Annotated in this window: 18 protein-coding genes; 7 read left to right on the top strand and 11 right to left on the bottom strand. The window is 40.8% G+C overall.

From position 1 onward, the window contains the following. The first annotated feature begins 59 nt into the window (after positions 1-59). The 5 genes from B4F08_RS11160 to B4F08_RS11140 all read left to right on the top strand — a co-directional run bounded on the left by B4F08_RS11160 (position 60) and on the right by B4F08_RS11140 (position 6465). Complete coding sequence (locus B4F08_RS11160; protein WP_291374403.1) at positions 60-812, top strand: electron transfer flavoprotein subunit beta/FixA family protein; 753 nt, start codon at positions 60-62, stop codon at positions 810-812. Positions 813-829: 17 nt separating this feature from the next. Then, positions 830-1762: an FAD-binding protein gene (locus tag B4F08_RS11155; RefSeq protein WP_291374402.1), complete on the top strand. Its 933-nt coding sequence runs from the start codon at positions 830-832 to the stop codon at positions 1760-1762. A gap of 304 nt (positions 1763-2066) precedes the next feature. Next, on the top strand, positions 2067-2672 hold the full coding sequence (locus B4F08_RS11150) for a hypothetical protein (RefSeq protein ID WP_291374401.1): 606 nt from the start codon (positions 2067-2069) through the stop codon (positions 2670-2672). A 304-nt stretch (positions 2673-2976) separates the two neighbouring features. Then, positions 2977-5949, top strand: coding sequence for a DNA gyrase subunit A (gyrA, locus tag B4F08_RS11145; protein ID WP_291374400.1), 2973 nt, complete (start codon positions 2977-2979; stop codon positions 5947-5949). Positions 5950-6021: 72 nt separating this feature from the next. Then, entirely contained in the window at positions 6022-6465 is a 444-nt protein-coding gene (locus tag B4F08_RS11140) for a DUF3887 domain-containing protein (protein ID WP_086207983.1), read from the top strand. A gap of 33 nt (positions 6466-6498) precedes the next feature. On the opposite strand, the gene B4F08_RS11135 is transcribed toward B4F08_RS11140, so the two are convergent. From B4F08_RS11135 to B4F08_RS11120, 4 genes are read right to left on the bottom strand one after another with little or no spacing between them, the layout of a single operon-like run. After that, complete coding sequence (locus tag B4F08_RS11135; RefSeq protein WP_291374399.1) at positions 6499-7587, bottom strand: ABC transporter permease; 1089 nt, start codon at positions 7585-7587, stop codon at positions 6499-6501. Further along, on the bottom strand, positions 7584-8714 hold the full coding sequence (locus B4F08_RS11130; protein ID WP_291374398.1) for an ABC transporter permease: 1131 nt from the start codon (positions 8712-8714) through the stop codon (positions 7584-7586). Before B4F08_RS11130 ends, B4F08_RS11135 begins: the two co-directional genes overlap by 4 nt. After that, positions 8714-9865 carry an HlyD family secretion protein gene (locus B4F08_RS11125; RefSeq protein ID WP_291374397.1) on the bottom strand — a complete coding sequence of 384 codons (1152 nt, stop codon included), beginning with the start codon at positions 9863-9865 and terminating at the stop codon, positions 8714-8716. Before B4F08_RS11125 ends, B4F08_RS11130 begins: the two co-directional genes overlap by 1 nt. A gap of 21 nt (positions 9866-9886) precedes the next feature. After that, positions 9887-11317, bottom strand: coding sequence for a TolC family protein (locus tag B4F08_RS11120; RefSeq protein ID WP_228267825.1), 1431 nt, complete (start codon positions 11315-11317; stop codon positions 9887-9889). A 428-nt stretch (positions 11318-11745) separates the two neighbouring features. Between B4F08_RS11120 and serC the strand changes: the two genes are divergently transcribed. Continuing rightward, a complete protein-coding gene (gene serC, locus B4F08_RS11115) occupies positions 11746-12825 on the top strand; it encodes a 3-phosphoserine/phosphohydroxythreonine transaminase (RefSeq protein ID WP_086207978.1) in 1080 nt (359 codons plus the stop codon). A gap of 424 nt (positions 12826-13249) precedes the next feature. On the opposite strand, the gene B4F08_RS11110 is transcribed toward serC, so the two are convergent. The 7 genes from B4F08_RS11110 to map form a co-directional block, all read right to left on the bottom strand. Next, complete coding sequence (locus B4F08_RS11110) at positions 13250-14206, bottom strand: TauD/TfdA dioxygenase family protein (RefSeq protein ID WP_291374396.1); 957 nt, start codon at positions 14204-14206, stop codon at positions 13250-13252. A gap of 159 nt (positions 14207-14365) precedes the next feature. Continuing rightward, positions 14366-14500 carry a hypothetical protein gene (locus B4F08_RS11105; protein ID WP_291374395.1) on the bottom strand — a complete coding sequence of 45 codons (135 nt, stop codon included), beginning with the start codon at positions 14498-14500 and terminating at the stop codon, positions 14366-14368. Beyond that, entirely contained in the window at positions 14493-15701 is a 1209-nt protein-coding gene (locus B4F08_RS11100; RefSeq protein WP_291374394.1) for an MFS transporter, read from the bottom strand. Before B4F08_RS11100 ends, B4F08_RS11105 begins: the two co-directional genes overlap by 8 nt. A 330-nt stretch (positions 15702-16031) precedes the next feature. Beyond that, on the bottom strand, positions 16032-17246 hold the full coding sequence (locus B4F08_RS11095; protein ID WP_291374393.1) for an alginate export family protein: 1215 nt from the start codon (positions 17244-17246) through the stop codon (positions 16032-16034). An 89-nt stretch (positions 17247-17335) separates the two neighbouring features. After that, on the bottom strand, positions 17336-18685 hold the full coding sequence (locus B4F08_RS11090; protein WP_291374392.1) for an MFS transporter: 1350 nt from the start codon (positions 18683-18685) through the stop codon (positions 17336-17338). A gap of 414 nt (positions 18686-19099) precedes the next feature. Then, on the bottom strand, positions 19100-20158 hold the full coding sequence (locus B4F08_RS11085) for an OmpW/AlkL family protein (protein ID WP_110974517.1): 1059 nt from the start codon (positions 20156-20158) through the stop codon (positions 19100-19102). 327 nt (positions 20159-20485) lie between these two features. Beyond that, positions 20486-21313, bottom strand: coding sequence for a type I methionyl aminopeptidase (gene map / locus B4F08_RS11080; protein ID WP_086207972.1), 828 nt, complete (start codon positions 21311-21313; stop codon positions 20486-20488). Positions 21314-21520: 207 nt separating this feature from the next. On the opposite strand from map, the gene rpsB reads away from it, so the two are divergent. Beyond that, positions 21521-21976 (top strand): 30S ribosomal protein S2 (rpsB, locus tag B4F08_RS11075; RefSeq protein ID WP_291374391.1); only part of this gene is annotated, 456 nt, incomplete at its 3' end.

Below are 21976 nucleotides of genomic sequence, written 5' to 3'. Positions count from 1 at the left end.
GTGAAGAGTTAAACTAACTTTTCTCAACATTTACATTTGCTAAAACAGCCGAGGATTACATGAAGGCTCTTGTTGCTGTAAAACGTGTGGTTGATGCCAACGTTAAAGTTCGCGTTAAGCCGGACAACAGTGGTGTTGACTTAACAAACGTTAAAATGTCAATTAACCCATTCTGTGAAATCGCAGTGGAAGAAGCGGTTCGCTTAAAAGAAAAAGGAACTGTTTCAGAAATCGTTGTTGTTTCTATTGGTCCTAAAGAAGCGCAAGAACAGATTCGTTCTGCAATGGCGCTTGGTGCAGACCGCGGTATCTTGGTTGAAGCTGATGACAGCCAACTGGGTGCTTTAGAAATTGCGAAAGTGTTGAAAGGCGTTGTTGACGCTGAACAACCTCAGTTGATTCTTCTTGGTAAGCAAGCCATTGATGACGACTCTAACCAAGTTGGTCAAATGCTTGGCGCACTGTTAGGCGCGGGCCAAGGTACATTCGCTTCAGAAGTTAAAGTTGAAGGCGATAAAGTACAAGTAACGCGTGAAATCGACGGTGGTTTACAAACTGTTGAGCTTGCACTTCCAGCAATCATCACGACTGACTTACGTTTGAATGAGCCACGCTATGCTGCTCTTCCAAACATCATGAAAGCGCGTAAAAAACCGCTTGATACAAAGTCGCCTGCTGATTTTGGTGTTACGACAACAACTAAACTGAAAACAGTTAAAGTTGAAGCACCTGCTGAACGTAAAGCTGGTGTACAAGTGAAGTCTGTAGACGAGCTTGTAGAAAAACTAAAAAATGAAGCGAAAGTGATCTAATACAGAAGGATAAAATCATGAGTATTTTAGTTATCGCTGAGCACGACAACAAAGCACTAAATGGTGCAACTTTAAACGTTGTTGCTGCAGCTCAAAAAATCGGTGGTGATATCACTGTATTAGTTGCAGGTTCTGGCGCACAAGCAGTTGCTGATGCTGCTGCAAAAGTTGCGGGTGTAAGCAAAGTATTACTTGCTGACAATGCAGTTTANNACCAATTGGCTGAAAACGTTGCTGCTTTGGTTGCAGACATCGCGAAAGGCGGTTACAAACACGTATTGGCTGCATCAACTACAACAGGTAAGAATATTCTTCCACGTGTAGCTGCACTTCTTGACGTAAGCATGATCACAGACATCATCGCTGTTGAATCTGCAAACACGTTCAAACGTCCAATCTACGCAGGTAATGCGATTGCAACAGTTCAGTCTGATGAAGCAATCATTGTTGGTACTGTACGTGGTACAGCATTTGACCCTGTCGCTGCTGAAGGTGGTTCTGCTGTGGTTGAAGCTGTAAGTGATGCAAAAGATGCAGCTATCTCTAAGTTTGTTGCTGAAGAGATCGTGAAATCTGAACGCCCAGAATTAACTGCTGCGCGTATCGTGGTTTCAGGTGGTCGTGGTGTGGGTTCAGGTGAGAACTACCATACTGTTCTTGATCCATTGGCTGACAAATTGGGCGCTGCTCAAGGTGCATCACGCGCTGCGGTTGACGCTGGTTTCGTTCCAAACGACATGCAAGTGGGTCAAACAGGTAAAATTGTTGCACCTGATCTGTATATCGCTGTAGGTATCTCTGGTGCGATTCAGCACTTGGCAGGTATGAAAGATTCTAAAGTGATCGTTGCGATCAACAAAGATGAAGAAGCACCGATCAATGCAGTAGCAGATTACTGGTTGGTAGGTGATTTGAATACCGTTGTTCCTGAGTTAGTTTCTAAAATCTAATCACGAATAACCGTTTCAAAAAAGTGCCCCTGTGTAGGCAGTTAGACTAAAATTTAACTGTATTCACAGGGGCATTTTCTATTTGTCATTTTATGGATTGAGTTGTATTTTTCAGGTGAAAAGACCTGATGTCCCTCATTTAAGTTTGTCGTTTTAAACCATTGTATTCTGTAAAATGTGATCAAAATTAAGAATTCTTTAAGATTGGTGTGTTAGCTCATTTTTGTATTTGTGATATTATTTGCCATCTATTTTTAAGCTTAACTTATACAAAAACTCTTTTGTTAAGTTGGGAGTCGTGATTTTGCTGATTGATACCCGAGTATCGTGGTCTGTTCTGATCCTTGCTGTGTTGTGTTTAATATTTCCATTTTTGGCTGATCTACAGTTTCCACTTTTAGATGGTGCTGTTGTACGTGGCGTGGAAAATATACAAGCTCTACTTTTATTGATATTCGCTGTATTTAGTTATTTTTACATGCAACCAATGTGTCTTCCTGAGGGTAAAAAGTATTTTTGGATCTGGGCAGTACTGTGGTGGTTACTTCTATTTGGGCGTAGCACCAGTTGGGGTAGAGACTATTTTCCCGAAGTCCCCAAAGTATATTTTCGTAGCATCTCGGTGGTTTTGATTGGTTCAGTCGTATTTATGTTGTTGGTTAAACCATTGCGCCATGAGATTGGGATAAAAATGAAGAGCGTGGCTATTCCTGCTTGGGCAATGCTGCTTACAGTGTTGGGATTGATTATTTCTGACGGCATTGAGCATAGTCGTATTTATGGTGGGATCTTTTTACATTATGTTGCTTATAAAGACCTCATGGAAGAGCTGTATGAGTTTCCTTTGATTATTGGTCTATTTATGATGGCTTTCAATATTATGCAGCAAGATAAGCAAGTATTAAAATAATACCTTTATCAAAATGTATGATCTAAAGTCCTCAAAAATGAGGGCTTTTTTACTTTTTATATGATGCCAAAAGACAATAGTGGTAAGCGTGAAAATGAGATCCTATACATGTGTAAAAAATAACCCCTAAATTAAAGAAAATTAACGAGATTAACGACGACTAAGCGACACAAAAATCAGAGTATTTATGCTATAATTTACGGCTATATTTTAGTTTTTAGTTCAGTCTTTTGAATTAATAATTTTGCAAGTTTTACGACATATAAATGCAAGCGGCTTTACGTTTGTAGAATAAGGAGTATGCATGAGCGTATCGGAAATCAGACCGATTGCGATTGAGGATGAACTCAAGAACTCGTATCTTGACTATGCAATGAGCGTGATTGTTTCTCGTGCTTTGCCCGATGTTCGAGATGGTCTAAAGCCTGTTCATCGTCGTGTGCTTTATGCAATGCACGAATTGGGCAATGACTACAACAAAGCTTATAAAAAGTCTGCCCGTGTGGTTGGTGATGTAATCGGTAAATATCACCCGCATGGTGATTCTGCTGTGTATGAAACCATCGTTCGTATGGCTCAAGACTTTAGCTTGCGTTATCAATTAGTTGATGGTCAGGGGAACTTTGGTTCGGTCGATGGTGATAGCGCAGCTGCGATGCGTTATACCGAAGTGCGTATGCGGAAGTTGACTCATGAAATCTTGGCCGATCTTGAAAAAGATACGGTGGATTGGGAAGACAACTACGACGGTTCTGAGCGTATTCCTCAAGTCATGCCGACGCGTATTCCAAATTTATTAATTAATGGGACGACAGGTATTGCTGTGGGTATGGCGACCAATATGGCGCCACACAACATGACTGAAGTGGTGAACGCTTGTTTGGCTTATGCTGAAAACCCAAATATTTCAATCGAAGGGTTGATGGAATATATTTCGGGCCCAGATTTTCCTACAGGTGGCATTATTTACGGTAAAGCGGGTATTGTAGATGCTTACCGTACGGGTAAAGGTCGTTTGCACATTCGTGGTAAATACCATTTTGAGGAAGACCCAAAAACAGGTCGTACCACGATCGTGTTTACCGAGATTCCGTATCAAGTCAACAAAGCGAAAACCATTGAGCGTATTGCTGAACTGGTAAAAGAGAAAAAACTTGAAGGTATTTCAGAGCTACGTGACGAATCTGATAAAGAGGGTATGCGTATTGCCATTGACTTGAAGCGTGGTGAAAACGCTGAAGTTGTGGTGAATAATCTGTTCCAAAATACACAGCTTGAAAACTCATTCAGCATTAACATGGTCTGCCTAGATAATGGTCAGCCAAAGTTAATGAATTTGAAAGACATTGTTGCGGCATTTATTCGTCACCGCCAAGAAGTGGTGACACGTCGTACGATGTATGAGTTACGCAAAGCACGTGAACGTGGTCATATCTTAGAAGGTTTGACTGTTGCACTTGCAAATATTGATGCAATCATCGAAACCATCAAGACATCAGCAAATCCATCTGAAGCACGTGAGCGTTTGCAAGCAGGTGAATGGGCAGCAGGCAATGTAATTGCATTGCTTGAAAAAGCAGGTTCAGTTTCTGTACGTCCAGATGAAATTGAAGGTGAGGATCCAAGTCGTCCTTTTGGTTTGGACGGTCAGATTTATCGTTTGTCACCTGCACAAGTGGGTGCGATTCTTGAACTTCGTTTACACCGTTTAACTGGTTTAGAACAAGACAAGTTACAAGCTGAATATACTGAAATTTTAGGTCAGATTGCTGAACTTACAGCGATTCTCAATGACTTTAATTTATTGATGGGCGTGATTAAAGAAGAGTTAGCTTTAATTTTGCAACAATATGGCGATGCGCGTCGTACCGCAATTGTTGAGTCACGTATTGACTTCTCTCGTGAAGATTTAATCCCTGAGGAACAAGTCGTATTGACTGTTTCTAAAACAGGTTATGCAAAAACTCAACCGCTGTCAGATTATGCTGCGCAGCGTCGTGGTGGTCGTGGTAAGTCTGCGACATCAATGAAAGAAGATGATTACATTCAACACCTGATTGTGACATCGAACCACGCAACTGTGCTGTGTTTCACCGATGTAGGTAAAGTTTACCGTCTGAAAGTGTTTGAGGTGCCACAAGCGTCACGTGGTTCAAAAGGTCGCCCAATGGTGAACTTACTTCCATTGGATGCAGATGAAACGATTACAGCGATTCTTCCTGTGATTGATGCACCGAAGAAATTTAAAGAGCGCTTAGCTGACTTTAAAAACTTTGTTCGTAGCAATGTGGCGACATTACGTGAAAACAGTGTTTTTGAAGCGCACTATGAAGCACTGAAAGCGTCATTTGATGAATTGGCAGAAGATGCGGATGAACTATCTGATGCACTGCGTAAGCAATTGAAAGAGTTAGGTGTTGAGCTTTCAACATCGGATTTGGACAATGAAACGTTGGTGGAATTTGCTGATCTAGCAGAGAAAATGCGTAAGAATTTCTTTGTATTTATGGCAACGGCATCTGGTACAGTAAAACGTGTTGAACTTGAACAGTTTAGTAATGTTCGTTCAAATGGTTTACGTGCAATTGAGCTCAATGAAGAAGATACTTTAATTGGTGTAGCTATTACCGATGGCGAGCAACAAATCATGTTGTTCTCGAACGAAGGTAAAGCTATCCGTTTTGCTGAAACTGATGTTCGTGCAATGGGGCGTTCTGCTAAAGGTGTCCGTGGTATGCGAGTGACCATTGGTTCTGCTCAAGCGGATGAAGTGGAAGAGTCTGATTCGGAAGAAGATGATTCAGATGCAAACTTTATTAGTCGTATTGTTTCATTAGTGGTTGTGCCTGAAACTGGAGAAGTTTTATGTGCTTCTGCCAATGGCTATGGTAAACGTACACCAGTAGATGATTTCCCAACCAAGAAACGTGGTGGTAAGGGCGTAATCGCCATTAAGACCTCTGAGCGTAATGGCGAGCTTGTGGGTGCAGTAGCGATTGATGAAACCAAAGAATTGATGCTGATTTCTGATGGTGGTACTTTAGTACGTACCCGTGCTTCTGAAGTTGCGCAGACTGGTCGTAACGCTCAAGGTGTTCGTCTCATTCGTTTAGGTGAAAATGAAACCTTGGTGGGTGTTGAGGCGATTGAAGCAGTTGAAGATGAAGAGGAAATTTTAGATGAGTCCTTAGATACTGTTGAAGAAACGGTGGCTGATGACATAAATCTAGAAGTACCTGAGAATTCAAGTGATTTGAATACACCAAATGAAGAATAAGTGAATGAAAATGAAAAGGGCGCTTCGGCGTCCTTTTTTATACAAACAATACAGCGATTGTTGGGAAAGATTATGAAGCTAAAATTATTGATACTAGGCTGTGCATTGGCTTTAACAGCTTGTGATAAATTGGGACAAAAAGCATTAGACTCAATTCCAAATCCGAGTCCTGTACAGGAAAAAGTGGCTCAAGACGCCTATCAAGCTTTTACTCGAGGTGATTTTCCACAGCTCTATACTTATTTTGAGCCAGAGTTACAGCGTGAATTTAAAACTCATGAAAAAGACATGCGTAAGTTCGCAAAAACCATTCCTAAACAAGCTATTACGACTCAAAAAATTGTATCGAAACACATTGAGAAATCCACAGCAAAACCGAGCTTATATGCTGTAACGTATGAATATGCTTATAGCAATAAAAACCTAGTTCAGTATGATGTTGGTTTTGACAAAGCAGGCGGAAGTACAAAAATTCGTAGTTTTGACGTGAAACTTTATGGGGCTTCAACGGATTAACAACTGAGACTAGAGTATTTGAGGCATCGGTGTTTAGCGGTGTCTTAGACGCCAATAGGCAAGACCTGAACATACCAGACCAAACACAAATAGGTATAGGAGTTTGGGGAGAACAAGAGCAGTTGGTACACCCATTTGGTTGAGTTGGATAAACATTTGAATCCCTTTGGTGGAAGGTAAAATGTGACCTAAATATTGTATCCATGTTGGCATTGCAGCATGTGGCCATGCTGTACCTGAGAGTAGAAATAGCGGAATAGACGTAAATACAATGACATGTCCTGCACGCTCAGGCATATCGAAAAATGTTGAAATCAACATGCCTAAAGCCACGATACAGCCTATAAAAATCGGTACAGCCAGTAGCATGCCGCTAAAATTCCCTCCATGTGGGTAGTCATTGATCCAGTAAACAAAACCGAATAGATATAAACAACCGAGCATACCAATGGTCAAAATGGCTGAAAAAATAGCAAAAAACTCAGTTGTCGTTGGTCGCCATTTTTGTTCGCGATATCCAGCCAATAACATGCCTAAACCAAGCACGATGGTTTGATGAATAATCAACGGGGCTATCGCTGGAAAAATATAGCTGCCGTAGCCCGACATGGTGTTAAACAGCGGTGTTTGATGAATAGAAATAGCGGGTGAGAAGTGCGCGATATTACCAAATTTTTCCACATGCTCGCGTACAGCATTTTCAATTGAGGTCGCGAGCCCTAATCCAATTTGCTTGGTTTTTAAAAAATTTGCTGCACTGAGATATAGTCCAATTCCACCGACTTCTCCATGCCGAAGACTATTGGAAAGATTCTCAGGTAAAAGCAAAATGCCATCGGCTTGCTGCTGTTTAATCATGTTCTCAGCTTCAAGGAAATTGCCTGTGACAGCTTTAACTTCAACATTTGGACTGAGCGAAACCTGTTGAATAATGTTATTCGTCACAATACTTTGCTCTTCATCCACAATTATAATGGGCAAAGCTTCTGCTTGTTGTGCTTTGTAGGCAGTTGGATAGAAAACACTATAAAAAATCACCGAGAGGATGAGAGTGGTTAGAATCGACTGATTGGCAATGATGTCTTTAAATGTCTTGAGGTAATAGTGCAAAAACAACTTCATGACGCTACTCCTTTGATCCGTTTTTTAAGGAGTAGGACAGAAGTCGCAGTGTAAAAGACCACATAAAGGATCAGAATGAATAAAGGCAACAGTGATGAGCTGATTGGGCTACCAATGACCCATTGTTCGGTTTGTAGTTTGGCATAGGGTGTATAAGGGATAATATTGGCCCAGAATTTGGTAAACAGTGGCGCGTTATTTAAGGGGAGGGTCACTCCTGCAAAACTGAGTGATGAGCCTCCATAGACCGCAATTAAACCAAAGGTTTTAGATAAATTATTGGTGGCTAAAACAATGCTGCTACTGATTAAGGCATAGGCACTATAAAATAAAAGCTGTGCCAGCATGATCAACCAAAGTTGACCTGCAACAAACCAACCACGAATTTCGATTAACCAAAACATCCAAGCCCATGTCCAAAGACTAAAAATGAGTACATAGGTCAGGTTTTTAGAGAGAATAGCTGTAAAAGCCGATTGTTTGTTTAGCCAATTTTGTGCTGTCTGGAACTTAAATTCCTGACCAACTGAGAATGCGACACAGCAACAGAGCAGTAAATGCAAAATCGCAGGAATCATAAAAGGTTCTAAATAGAACTCATAACTCAAGTTTGGGTTATATAAGGTCGAGACTTTAACGTGGGGTGTCGGTATATCTAAGTAAGGAGTGATATTTTCTAAATAACTTTCACCAGCATAGTCTGCCATGGCTTCAACTGTGCTGACTAACATGGCTGATGAAATGGTGTTACCCACACTAAAGTAACTTTGGTTATAGGCAATGCTGATTTCAGCATCTTTAGCTTGCACAAAACGTTGTTCGGCACCATTGGGGATACTGACATAGCCCCAAATTTTGGTTTGGTTCAGTAACTTTTCGACTTCGGTATTTTGATCACTGACGATGGCGACATCTAAAGTATGGTTGAGTCTCAAGTAGCGCTGTATATTTTGGCTCAGTTCACTTTGGTCTTGGTCAATAATTGCAATAGGTAAATGTTCGGGTTTACCTTGGGCAAACATGCTGGAAAACAGCACGATAATAAACAGTGGGGCAAGCGTAACTAAACATAAATCCCACTTATGTTTAAGTAAATAATTCAGTTCCCGCAGTAGCCCAATTAGCATTATTTGCTCTCTTTGACTTTAAACAGCACACTCATGCCGACTTTTAAGTCAGGAATGTCTTGGGCAGGGGTTAAATGAAGTTTAAAACTGCGAATGTCGTAGCCCCCTGTTTGACGGGTGGTTTTAATGGTTGCAAATTCACCTTCGGCATCAATACTTTTAATATCAAAGTTGGCGTTTAGGTTTAAGGCTGGAATAAAGCCTTGAATTTGTTTTGCTTGGTAAATGTTGGCATATTGGTCTTCACGAACGTTGAGTGACACCCAAAGCTCGCGATCTTGAATAATACTCACAATCGGCACACCCATTGCTACTAGCTCGGAGGGCTTACCATAAGTTTTAGATACGGTGCCATTAATTGGCGAGAGTAGTTTGGTTTCGGCTTCAAGCGCATTCGCTTCTGCAACTGCTGCTTTTGCAATTTGAACTTGTGCATCGGCTGAGCTTTTCTGTTGTGGTGTACTGCCACGCTGTGCACGTTCATATTGTTGATATGCCGCTTCTGTCATTTTAGTCGCAGACTGAGCCGCAGCATGCATTTCATCACGACGTTGGCGTGAAATAACACCTTGTTGGTATAAGTTAGCCCCACGTTGATAGGTGGTTTGCGCTAAGTTTTGCTGTGCTTTGAGCGCTTGCCAGTTGGCATACAAACTGGCAATATTTTCTTCCTGAGAACCACGGTCAGCGGTGGATTGTAGTGCTAAAGCGGCTTGTAAACTGGCAAGAGCTTGTTGTTTTTTTGCATCAACTTCTGGGCTGTACAGTCGAACGAGTTCTTGGTTTTTAGTGACTTTTTGTCCATCATGCACATAAATTTCTTCGATTCGGCTTGGTACTTTGGTGCTTATATGAAGCGTTTCAGCTTCAACACGGCCTTGAATATCAACAGTTTTAGGTTGTTGATAGGCTTTCCAAAGACCAAAAGCAATTACGCCCAAAACTAGGATGAGTGCTACTGTGCCGAGGACTTTAATTCTTTTTGACTTTTGATTTGTGTCGGTCGTATCTGATGATGAATTATCCTGATTTATTTTAGTCTGGGCTTGGTCTTCTCGTTGCTCTGTTGTTAACTCATCTTGTGAGGGCGCTATTTGATCTTCTACTGTTTCAGATTTTTGTGGATCGGGCTGATTTTGATCTTGATTCATTAAATGGCTCTCATCAAAGAATTAACGAATAAATCGTGTATTGGGTTGTAGAAGATAGGTTTGAAATTGATCAATCGAACCGTGGCTCTGTAATAATGTTGCCAGTGACATGACATATTTATAGGCATTGAGTGCAGTTTCTGCTTTTAGAGCACTCAGCATGTTTTGTGCATCAATCACCTGAGTGGCGGTACCCATATCTTCTTTAAAGGACAGTTCTTGTATACGTAAATTTTCTTGCGCTGCTTTTATATTTTGCTGCAATAGCTGATCACTTTGCTGCGCTGTGGTGGCTTCGCTATACGATTTATAAATTACATTTTCAATTTCTTGCTTGGTTCGTGCTGTCATCAATTCAGAAGCATAGCGTTGTAACTCTGCTGCTTGGACATTTTTATTTTTATCAATGCCTGAGAACAGATTGTACTGTGCGGCTAAACCAATAATCCAGTTGTTTTTATCATCTAAACTATATTCACCGAAGGCAAAAATATGCGGTTTTTTTGCGGCATTTTGTACCTTAACATTGGCTTGAGCCAGTTGCGTATCCATTTGCATTTTCTGTACTAAAGCAGAGTGATCTGTATACGATTTGAGTAGTGCATTCAAATCTTGATTTTGTGTACTGTTAATGAACAATGGTGTGGTTAATTCTGTAATTTGGCTGCTTTGTAGGAGATTATTCAGTTGAAATAAACTGGCTTTTAAATTGGATTGGCTCGCTTGTTCACTCCGCTGGGCATTGTTTTTTGCCACTTCAAACTGCATGCGTTGCCCTTTACTGATAAAACCTTGTTGTTCAAGCTTGAGTGCATTGTTGTAATGTTTTTGCATGGACAGCAAATTATATTGACTAGAGCTCAATAGTTGCTGTTGCAGTTGAACATTGAAATAGGCTTGAATCAATTCAAAGCGTTGTAGGTCTTGCTGTTGTTTTGTATTGAGTTCGCTACGTTTTGCTTTAATGTTGGCGACTTGTTTTGCACTTGAGGTTAGTCCACCTGTATAAAGTGGCATCATTGCTGAAATGCTCGGGCGAATGACTTGATCTTCTAAAGTGACCTGTGAACTGTCTGGAATCAGTCCTACGCCTTGATGGATGGTCTGATCAATACCTTGTTGTAGACCGCTTAAATCGCCTAAATTAGGGTTTGAATTTTGCCATTGATCAATTTGTGTGGCTACACCATCAGACAGTGTTTGTTCTAAATTATTTTTGAGTGCTCCAAGCGGTATATCAAGCTCATTATGAAAGGCATAAGCACGTACGTTCAGATCGACACGAGGCAACCCCAAGCCTTTTACTGCTTCAGCTTCAAGTTTTGACGCTTGCTGCAAGGCTTGAGTGGCTTGTGTGCTATAAGAATCTTGTAACACATTTTGTTCAGCTTGCTGGTAGCTGATGGATGCTGCAAAAGCAGTAGAGTTAGTGCCAAAACTAAAAGCTAACATGCTGAATGATAAGATTGATGGCAGTGATATACGCAATGAGAATTTGTTGGTCGGTGTGTTAAGCATGTTGGATAGTCTTTGTGGCATGGACACGACTCTTTTCTATGTTTTGCACATTATACGCATAATCTAGTTATGCTGAATGTTGACTCAGTTATTGAATTGTTTAATTTGCAAATGTATATCAATAGATTAGCGATATTTTTACACAAAATAAATGCATTTGCCTTGGCGTAGATAAATGGCTGATACCTTTCTGTAGGGGATGTGGCTTATGGTTCGTTAAAATTGGAGTGTTGATCTTGATTGAATTTTTGACTGTAAAGGTGAGACAACATTGAAATTTTTCCGTTGAATTTACTGCAAGCCCCGTCTATCTGTGGTTAAATGCCATCATTTTATTGTGTTTCACTTTGAAAGGAAAAATCATGCGCGCGTACAACTTCTGTGCTGGTCCTGCTGCATTACCTACTGCCGTTTTAGAAAAAGCTCAAGCTGAAATTCTTGATTGGCAAGGCAAGGGTCTTTCCATCATGGAAATGAGTCACCGTAGTAAAGACTATGTTGCAGTTGCGGAAAAAGCAGAGGCAGACTTACGCAAACTCATGAACATTCCAGAAAATTACAAGGTATTGTTCCTTCAAGGGGGAGCATCACTTCAGTTTTCTGCGATTCCTTTAAACTTGTTGGGTAAAAACAGCAAAGCGGATTATATTCATACGGGAATTTGGTCTGAAAAAGCGTTAAAAGAAGCGCAGCGCTATGGTGATATCAATGTCGTTGAAGCGGGCACGCAGATTGATGGAAAACTAGCGATTGCAGACGCAAGCACTTGGAATTTGTCCCAAGATGCGGCTTATGTGCACTATGTAGACAATGAAACCATTGGCGGTCTTCAGTTTGCGAGTGTTCCAAAAGCTAATGCTCCACTGGTTTCAGATTTCTCTTCAAGTATTTTGTCTGCACCAGTTGATGTTACTCAATTTGGGATGATTTATGCAGGTGCGCAGAAGAACATTGGCCCTGCGGGTTTAACCTTAGTGATTGTTCGTGAAGATCTGCTAGATCAAGCTAAACCTGAAATTCCAAGTATTTTGAAATATTCTTCACAAGCGAAGAATGATTCAATGGTAAATACACCATCAACTTATGCATGGTATTTATCTGGTTTGGTTTTTGAGTGGTTGCTTGAACAAGGTGGTGTCGAAGCAATTCATAAAGTGAACCTTGCAAAAGCAAATCTGCTGTATGGTTATATTGACTCAAGCGATTTCTATGCAAATCCAATTGCTGTGCAAAACCGTTCGATTATGAACGTACCATTTACTTTGGCAAATCCTGATCTAGAGAAGTTATTCCTTAAAGAAGCTGAAGAAAACCATTTGTTGAATCTTGCAGGTCACCGCTCAGTTGGTGGGATGCGCGCAAGTATTTATAACGCGGTTCCATTAGAAGGCGTTCAAGCACTTGTGAACTTTATGGATGACTTTGCGAAACGCAATGCTTAAGCTATAGAGCCATAAAAGCCAACTTAAAAGTTGTAATGCCAGTCAGTTCAGAAACTGACTGGCATTTTCTTTTAGACTTTATCAGATACGCGGAAGCGTCATCCGCAACCTGTCTAACTTTTAGCTTGGGCTGTTTTTTTTAACAAAAGTTGTTCAAACGACGCAAGTGAACAGGTTTTGCGGATGACAAATGTTTTCCTTGCGAAGCTTCGCTTCTCATTTGGCTAAACAAAAGAACAGAACGAACTCCCAAAAATTGATTTAGAACAGTAAGACTCCGTTGAGAATAGCCCAACAGTAAATGCATTTACTGATCAGCCGTACATCGTTTGATGGGCTTTTTTTATTGGTTTTTTCACACATTATCTAAAAGAATCGTGACATTTTAGTGTCATGCCAATGAATGATTCATTTTAGGTATTGCCTAGTACGGACGTCCACCAGCAAGACTAATCCGTTTCAGTAAGCGACGTTGATCGACGGGAAAGGGGCGGCGTGAGTGCAAAGTCACTTGATTATCCCAAAAAACAATATCACCTGTTTCCCAATGATGCTCATAACGAAACTCTGGTTTCAATATGTGCGCACGAAGTTCAGCAATCAATTCACTGCCTGTCGTATCATCGACATTGACCAATTCAACTTCCGAACGCGTATTTAACCAAAGTGCTTTTCGCCCAGATTCTGGATGTGTGCGGACTAAAGGATGTGGATAGGCATGCCCTAAAATCGGTTGATCTTTAAAACGATAATAAGGTGAGTCTGCATAACCCGAATTGCCTGTATTGCTCTGCGCACGGACGAATGGGTTATAGGTAATCAACTGTAGTTGGTCGATCTGCTTTTTGACATCATTCGATAGTGCATCATAGGCTTTGATGGTATTGAACCACGATGTTTGTCCGCCATCTTGAGGAAGCTCAAGAGCATAGAGCAGAGAGCCAAAAGAGGGAAGAGGCGTCCATTGATGATCGGCATGTGGTGTGAGTTCGCCGTGACCTGTGTAGTCGCCTTGCCCAACTGCATTAGAGACAGGAACCACATCGGGTGGGACGCCTGTGTCGGACTGGCTGGCGAGTACCGGATTGTCTGCACTTGGGCGAAAAATAGAGCCAAAATAACTGGCAAAGGCTAAATATTGTAGATCATCCAGAGTTTGGTTTTTAAAAATTAAAATCAGGTGTTCAGCCAAAGCTTGTTTTAAGCGATAGATGGTTTCTCCAGCTTGGGCTTTACGGGCATCTAAACCCAAAACCACCGCGCCTAAGGCTTCTTTCGCAAGTGGGATAATGTGTATTTCTTCTGGGTTTTGAAATTGTTCAGGTTGATGCCAACGTGGGGCATCATGAATTGCTTGTGAAAGTTGGGTTAATATGGTCATGTTGATTATTTTCTCTAGATATGGGGTCTAGAGAAAATGTAGTCAATATATGTACAAGCTTAAAATTAAAAGAAATTCTAAGCTTATGAGAAAAATGCTAAAGCAATGATTATTTTACTTTTTATTTAAAACGAAATATGTAGTTCAAAATGTGCAGATTTAATGTGCGCAAAATGCCTGATTAAAATACTCAAACAGGTCTGGCGTATTTAGCCAAAGAGCAATGGATAAGCCGAATAGTGCAACCATTGAAAGACCAATACTACACTTCAGCCATAAAAATGAATTAGTCATGGACAACCGCCTTTTCATCGACAAAGAAATGTACCAGTACACCCAATACACTCAGGGCGATAGAGAACAACCAAATCAAGTCATAATTACCTGTAACGTCATGATTCACACCACCTAGCCAGCCACCGAAAAATGAACCGACTTGATGGGTAAAGAACACAATACCACTCAACATGCTCAGGTACTTAATGCCAAACATATTGGCCACAATACCGTTAGTTAAAGGTACGGTAGATAACCATAATAAACCCATCACGACGCCAAAGCTATAGATGGTGAGTGTGCTCAGCGGTAGCAACAAGAAGGCAATAATCGCAATGCCACGGAGCCCATATAAACCCATGAGTAACTTCGGTTTGGAATATTTACCGCCTAGCCAACCTGCGGTATATGTGCCGACAATATTGAATAAACCGACCAATGCCAAGAACACTGTTCCTGTGGTGGCATTAAAACCATGATCAATCAAATACCTAGGTAAATGGATACCAATAAACACAACTTGGAAACCACATACTAAAAAACCGAGTGCTAAAAACCAAAACGGTTTATGGTTTTTAGCAATGATGAGGATATCTTTAAAGCTGAGTTGAACTTGGTTGGTTGGTGCATTGGCTACAACAAAAGCAGGGGCTTTGAGCATCCAGGCTAAGGGCACAATAAATGCGATCAAAATGGCACTCACGACCAATGCCGCCGACCAGCCATAGTTTTGTAGTAGAAGCAGAGTGGAGGGCAGCATAATGAACTGACCAAACGAACCTGCTGCACTGGCAACCCCCATAGCAAGGCTACGTTTTTCAGGTGGTGCAGCACGCCCCACCGCAGACAAGAGTACCGAAAAAGAGGTGGCAGATAATGCTAAACCTAAAATAAGGCCGACACTTAGGTTGAGTAGCCAACCTGTGGAGCTGATCGCCATCAGGAGTAATCCGATGGTATACAGAACACCACCAATAGCTACGACAATTTTAGACCCGTACTTATCAGCTAAGGCCCCTGTAAAGGGTTGTGCAGCGCCCCAAATCAGGTTTTGCATGGCAATAGCCAAACTAAAAACATTATGTCCCCAACCAAATTCATTGCTCATAGGAACAAGGTAGAGTCCAAAACCATGCCGAACACCGAGTGAAAGTGCCAAAATCATGGCACTGCCAATGAGCATATAAATCAAAGGTTTGGAAAATTGACTCTGAGACATACGTTAGATGCGCAATGAAGATAAGAATAGTCGCTATTGTACGTAATATATCGAAGTAATTCGATATTTGAATGAATTATTTGAAAAGTGTTATAAAAAATTTGGGTCATTAGGCAGAAGTTGCCCAGACCTGAATGTATCAATTAGCCTGCTTCCAAAGGGAAAAGATGCTTACATATCTCATTTGTAAACTGAGCCAGACAGAACTGTGGTGCATCGAAAGGAAAATGAGATATGTAGTGCATGTTTAAACAGAGACTTTGCCTACTTTGGGCTAAACAAAAGTAGGCAAAGGATTAAATTGAATGAGAACTCGATATTCAGATGAAATTAGTATTTATAATCGAGTTGTAACCAGAATTTATCGGTATTTACGCCATAGTCTTCAGCTTGATAGCTTGAAAATTTGCCGAGTGCGGACAAACCTTTGAGTGGAAGAGGGTGGGTAAATGACACAGCAAACTCTTGTCCATAATCCATATTTTTTTCATCGCTACGATAATGGTGATATTCCGTACCTAGCTTGCCTTGCTTTAAAATATTAAGGTTTGAGCTGAGGTACAAATCAGTTAGACCATTTGCAGGTGTATTGAGAAAAACATCTGTCCAACCATTAAATTTATGTTTCGTTGCTAAAGGGGTTTGAAAGCCAATTTTTCCGTCATCACTTCCGAGGACTTCGTAGCCAATTGCAATTTCACCTAATGGTTTAGCTGCACCTACGTTATAGCCAAGTTCGAAGGTATAATAGTCTGCATCATAAGATGTTGGTTGGTCAGCATATTCAGATTGTTTGGCATATTCAGCCACATAACGTAAATTTTTATTTTTGCCTATTAAACGTAGACCATAGGTTTGATTTGACCACGCTGGTAGGTTTTCAAAATCCATGAAATAACCATAAGCTGTAGCATTCAATAGTGGATTGTAATTAAATTTAGCTTGAATTAAGTGAATTTCACTGTCTTGTTCGCCATCTTGAGCGACTACATATTTGGGCTTTGGCTCTTCACTTCCAAAAATGGTATTGACCTGATCTATGTATGCATAATACAAGCCCAACTGTTGTGTTGGCTTAATATTTAAACTGACTGCATCGAAAGTTTGGTCGTTTTGACGCCATGCAACAGAACCCACAAAACGTTGATTATCTAGATTAATTACTTGACGACCAACTGTTAAATCGGTCTTAGGACTATAAACGTACTTTAAATAAAGCTGATTTAATTGTAGGTTTTCAGGGTCAGGTACACTGCTATAACCTGTTTCAGCATTACGTGTACTGTTAAAATGATCATTAAGTTCAAGCGTTCCTTCACCTTGCACAAAGCCGCTTAATCCATGCCAACTGCCTGTTTGTAGTGCAGGACGAATGCGGAGAGTAAAAGCTTCTGCGTTATCAAGTTTATTATATTGATCTACCATTTCATAGCGTAAGCGCGTGTCTAGTGAAAACTTGGTTTGTGATAAAAAGTTATCGGCTGCATAGGATGTCGTTGCTGAAATGCAGGCAAGTGAAAGCGCAGAGAGAGTACGTAATTTCATAGAAATTCCCCTGATTTTTTTTAAAGATAAGTTTAGAAAGTTAGGGTAATGGTGTGTCTTCACCATCACCCTAGAAAAGGCATGAAAGTTTAAGAGGCGAGGCTATTGCGTTCTAAGATAGCTTGTTCAAATAATTGTTTTTCTTTTGCTTTATGTTCAACTGAGAAGCGAATTAGAATTACGCTAAATGCAGCGACAGTGACCAAACCACCTAAAATAAACAGGCAAGTCTGAACATCTAATACACCTTTAAGTAAGAAGCCTGCAGCAACAGCACCCACGTTACCACCAGCACCAATAATGCCTGCTACACCACCTAGAGCATCGCGATCAATGAAAGGAACCAAAGCGTAGGTTGCACCACATGCCATGTGGGTAAACAGGGCGAAAACAGTCATGCTAATAATGGCAAGCATTGCTGTATTCATCTGTGAGAATACGATTAAGAATAAGCCTTCAAGTAAAACCAATAAGAATAGTACTTTAGTGCGACCATCTAGACCTTTAGAGATAGCAACTTTGTCAGATACGATACCACCTAAAGCGCGTGCAAATAATGCAAGTAAACCAAAGATACCAGCAGCTAAGCCTGCTTCTTTTAAGCCCATGTTAAAGTGATCGGTATAGTACATTGCTGCAATATTGTGGATGAAAATTTCAATACCGAAACATGCTCCATACGATACAAATAGGATCCATACACGGTAGTTACGAGCAGCTTGAAGTAAAATTGCTGTTCCACCTTTTTTACCGCTACCCACTTCGATTCCTTGAGCGCGAAGTTCTTTAAAGTTCCCTTGTGGACAGTCTTGAGTAAATTTCCAATACAGCATCCCAACGATCACCATCATAATCCCTGGTACAAGGAGAGCAATACGCCAGCCCATTGCTTGTTCAACACCAAACATTAGGATTGCACCCAGAATAAGTGGCATTAATGCTTGAGTTGCGCCTCCACCCGCATTGCCCCAGCCAGCAGCTGCAGCATTTGCAGTACCTACTACGTTGGGTGCAAACATCACACTAGTATGGTACTGGGTAATAACAAAACTTGCTCCAATTGCACCAATCAGCAAGCGGAAGAATAAAAATGATTCATAGGTATTGGCAGAAGCAACACCAAACACAGGAATGCTGCCTAATATTAGAAGTGCTGTATACGTTTTTCTAGGGCCATATTTATCACATAATGGACCAACAATAAGACGGATTAGAATGGTAATGGCAACCGCAGCAATATTAATATTCGCGATTTGGTCTTTGGTTAAATTAAATTCGCCTTTAATCACAGGCATCAGCGGTGCACAGGCAAACCATGCGAAGAAACAAACAAAGAATGCGAGCCAAGTCATATGGAAAGCGCGCATTGCTGGCGTGGAGAAACTAAAGAGTTTTATTTGTGTTGCTTTTTTTGCTTCGCGATTAATTGTTGAAGACATAAGCCATCCCCTGAACTGAACGTAAAAGTGATTGCAAATAAAAGATAATTTGCAAACCGATCAGAACGGACATCTTTGGCCGTCTATATAGTTGAGGAATCTACGTTGATTTCTCATGTTGTCTAAAAAGCAAACAGTATGCCAACACATAAAATAAATGAAAAAAATCGGCTTTATTGGCGATAGAACGCGTTTTTAGTGGGATGTTTAAACATTTTCGTTGGGGGAAGGGAGTGTCTTAATCACAGTTTGTGGATGTGATTTAATGATCAAAAATAATTCGTATGAAAAAATGGTCAATAAAAATGCATCATAAAAATGCATATTCTAAAATGATTTGATGATGTGCATCTTCATAACACTCCATGATTCATCATAATCCTCATGGAGCATTTGAGGTTCAAATATGTAAGCTTAGAAGCGATAACCTAGTCCTGCATAGGCAAGAATCGGGTTAATTTCGATATCTGCTTTTGATTTAATCAACTCGCCATGCGTGGCATCTTTTACTGTAATAGTCGTTTCATTTTTAAGATGGGCATAAGATACAGAACCCACTGCAAACCATTTATCATTAAAGTCATAAGTGAAACCAACGGTTGCAATGGGAGCAAAAGCATCGGTTGCTTCCAACTCCACTTTAGGGTCCGCTGAACTGGTTTTACCCTCAAGTGATGCGCCTGCATTACCTTCTTTAATATTGGCAATCATATGACCTGCTGCAATGAGATCTTTCTCTGTTTGCGGGTTAATTTCCAACTCATTAAAGTAAGCGTACATCAACCCAACACCAACATAGGGGCGGAATTTATTTACCCCCGTTTTACCAAAGTGATATTGGAACTCGAAAGCAGGTGTCCATGCACGTGCTGATGCTGCTGGACCATTTGCTTCTAAGTCAGTAATGAAAATATCATTTTCAAGTTCTAGGTTTCCAAACACTCCGCCTAAGGGTTTCGCTATCGCAGAAAAAGGTGCATAAATTTTCCCTTTACCTTGTAAGTCAACTTTAGGTGGAATCCCAGCTTTCATTTCAAAAGAAATATTATCGGTAAAGAAGTAGTTGGTCATGATGCCAAGCGTTGTAACATCATCAGCTTCTAAACCAGTACCCGGATTATCCCAACTTTCTAGGCCGTGAATTTCGGCTGTGCCACTCAAGGCACTTGGAATGGTATCTAAAGTATTCAGAGCGACTTGTAAGACTGGTGAGGGGGTAAAGCCCTCTTTTAAATTGTCTTTTACCGTTTGGGATTGGACATCTCCGACTGTTGCTGTCTCACCTTCTTTAACGGCTGTATTGACACGGAAGGGTTGGGCTTTACCTTGTGGCATAACATGTAAAGCACCGACAGATACAGAGAAACGTTTAAATCCATCACCATCTTGTAGACTAAAATAAGGTGAATCTGCATGCGTGAGTATAGGTAAGGTAGCAATAGACGTTGCTACGCAAAGCAATGTTTTTTTCATTTTGGGACTCCATGTCCAATGAGCTATTCGTTTTTATAGAGCGTATTATTAAGCTTGCAATTAGAATAAAGCTGTTGTTTTTAAAGGATATGTGTTTTTGACATTTGTGAATGTCAAAATGAGATTTGTGTGATCGTGTTACTTAGTTGCACGCTTTGTTACAGAAAACTGATCCTGTTTGAACATGGATATTCAGGTGTTACAGCAACTAGTTAGCTGTAAATTAAGAAATAAATGTAAAGTAAAATGTTTAACCCGCCATAAAAAAGACCACCATGTGGTGGTCTTTTTGACAGTCGGCATTGTATTTCATGCCAATGACAGCATTTAAGCTTGAAAACGAGATAAATCTTCTTCAGGACGCGCTGTTAAGATTTCAGCGCCTGTTTTAGTCACTAAAATGGTATGCTCGTATTGTGCTGACAAACTATGATCTTTGGTGACGACTGTCCATTTATCGCCCAATAGTTTGGTTTTCCAGTCACCACCATTGACCATAGGTTCAATGGTAAAGGTCATGCCTTCTTCTAAAATCATGCCTGAGTTGGGTTGACCATAGTGTAAGACTTGAGGTTCGTCATGGAACACAGTCCCAATACCGTGACCACAGTATTCACGCACCACGCCAAAACGCTCTGATTCGACATATTGTTGAATGGCATGACCAATATCCCCAATGGTCGAACCTGGCTTCACTGTCGCTATTCCACGGTACATCGCTTCTTGTGCTACTTTACATAACCGATTCGCAAGAATAGAGGTTTCACCACCCACGATGTACATCATGTTGGTATCGCCGTGGAAACCATCTTTAATAACCGTCACATCAATATTTAAAATATCGCCTTTTTTCAACACTTTTGCATCTGACGGAATGCCGTGACAGACCACATGGTTTACTGAAGTACAAATCACATGTTGGAACGCAGGGCGACCCGGCGCTGCGCCGTAACCTAAACATGCTGGAATAGCGTCTTGTTTATTGACAATATAATCGTGACAAATCGTATCTAACTCAAGTGTAGTTACACCTGGTTTAATATGTGGCTTGATCATATCCAAGACTTCAGCCGCCAGTCGTCCAGCGACACGCATCTTTTCGATGTCTTCAGCGCTTTTGATGAGTCGACGGGGTGCTTCGTAAGTACTGTTCATGATCTCTAAAAACTTTTGGAAATTTGTGTGTGACTATGGTATAAATAGCCGCCCATTTTATCAAATGCTTTTTCGTGAATATATTTATGTCAAAGTGATGAATGGGCTTTAAAAATCCGCACATATATCGACACATTTCTCTGGGTGCCCTTTGGGGTGGAGGATGCGGATATATGGAGGCCTAACCCAAACTTTAAGGTAAAGAAAATGGCAGATTACAACGTAAGCATGCGCGACCTTCTTCAAGCAGGCGCACACTTCGGTCACCAAACACGTTTCTGGAATCCAAAGATGCGTCAATACATCTTTGGTGCGCGTAACAAAATTCACATCATCAACCTTGAGCACACTGTTCCTGCGTTAAATGATGCTTTGAACTTTGTTAACAACCTTGCTAGCAAAAAGAATAAAGTATTGTTTGTTGGTACTAAACGTGCTGCTTCTAACATCATCCGTGAACAAGCACAACGTGCTGGTCAACCTTATGTTGATCACCGTTGGTTAGGTGGTATGTTGACGAACTGGAAAACACTTCGCCAATCTATCAACCGTCTTAAAGACCTTCAAACTCAATCTCAAGATGGTACTTTCGCTAAGCTTACTAAACGTGAAGCTTTAGAAAGAGCTCGTGAGATGGAAAAACTTGAACGTGCTATAGGCGTC

Source organism: Acinetobacter sp. UBA6720, from assembly GCF_002454215.1.
In the GTDB taxonomy this organism is placed as follows: domain Bacteria; phylum Pseudomonadota; class Gammaproteobacteria; order Pseudomonadales; family Moraxellaceae; genus Acinetobacter.
The sequence above is the reverse complement of the archived record's forward strand: the minus strand, read 5'-3'. Positions and strand labels throughout refer to the sequence as shown.